The 1284-nt window shown below is 72.3% G+C and carries 1 protein-coding gene; it reads left to right on the plus strand.

Going from position 1 to position 1284, the window contains the following annotated elements; all coding sequences use genetic code 11:
* Positions 1 to 1127: hypothetical protein (locus tag ACLQ25_RS32620; RefSeq protein WP_425734574.1), on the plus strand; the 1127-nt coding region annotated here is incomplete at its 5' end.
* Between the last annotated feature and the right edge of the window lie 157 nt (positions 1128 to 1284).

The raw sequence follows: 1284 nt of genomic DNA on the forward strand, positions 1-1284 counted from the left end.
CGGGGCGGACCGGAACGACCACGGTCACCGCCACCCTGGTAGCCACCCTCACGACGGTCCCCACCACGGAAACCACCGTCACGGTCACCACCGCGGAAGCCGCCTTCACGACGCTCACCACCACGGGAACCACCATCACGGTCGCCGCCACGGAAGCCACCCTCACGGGGCGGACCGGAACGACCACGGTCACCGCCACCCTGGTAGCCACCCTCACGACGCTCCCCACCACGGAAACCGCCCTCGCGGTCACCGCCCCGGAAGCCGCCTTCACGGCGGTCCCCACCACGGAAGCCACCCTCGCGGTCACCGCCACGGAAGCCACCCTCACGGGGCGGACCGGAACGACCACGGTCACCGCCACCCTGGTAGCCACCCTCGCGGTCACCGCCGCGGAAGCCGCCTTCACGACGGTCGCCGCCACGGAAACCACCGTCACGGTCACCGCCACGGAAGCCACCCTCACGGGGCGGACCGGAACGACCACGGTCCCCACCGCCCTGGTAGCCACCCTCACGACGGTCCCCACCACGGAAACCACCCTCGCGGTCACCGCCACGGAAGCCACCCTCACGGGGCGGACCGGAACGACCACGGTCCCCACCGCCCTGGTAACCACCCTCACGACGGTCCCCACCACGGAAACCACCGTCACGGTCACCGCCACGGAAGCCACCTTCACGGCGCTCACCGCCGCGGAAGCCGCCCTCTCGGTCGCCGCCGCGGAAGCCACCCTCACGGGGCGGACCGGAACGACCACGGTCCCCGCCACCCTGGTAACCACCCTCACGGCGATCGCCGCCACGGAAGCCGCCCTCGCGGCCGCCGCCCTCGCGGTCACCGCCGCGGAAGCCACCCTCACGGGGCGGACCGGAACGACCACGATCCCCGCCACCCTGGTAGCCACCCTCACGACGGTCCCCACCACGGAAGCCGCCCTCACGACGCTCGCCACTGCGGGCACCGCCATCGCGGCCGCCGGTGTTGCCGCCACGGGCGCTGCCGGCGTTGTCCCGGTCTCCCCGGTACGGAGGCCGGTCGTCGCGGCGCGCTCCACGGTCGCGTCCACCGGGGCCGTCGGTCCGGTCCTCGTGACGACGGGGACGGTCTCCGCCCTGCGGTCCTGAACTCACAGGTACATCCTTCCTGATTGCGCCACCAATGGCGCCACGCAGTCGAGGGCCGACCCTGATGGGGCGGCCCTCGACTGAAAGATTGTCCGGCGGTGTCCTACTCTCCCACACCCTCACGAGTGCAGTACCATCGGCGCTGGAGGGCTTAGCT

Source organism: Micromonospora sp. DT44, assembly GCF_049841635.1.
Taxonomy (GTDB): domain Bacteria; phylum Actinomycetota; class Actinomycetes; order Mycobacteriales; family Micromonosporaceae; genus Micromonospora.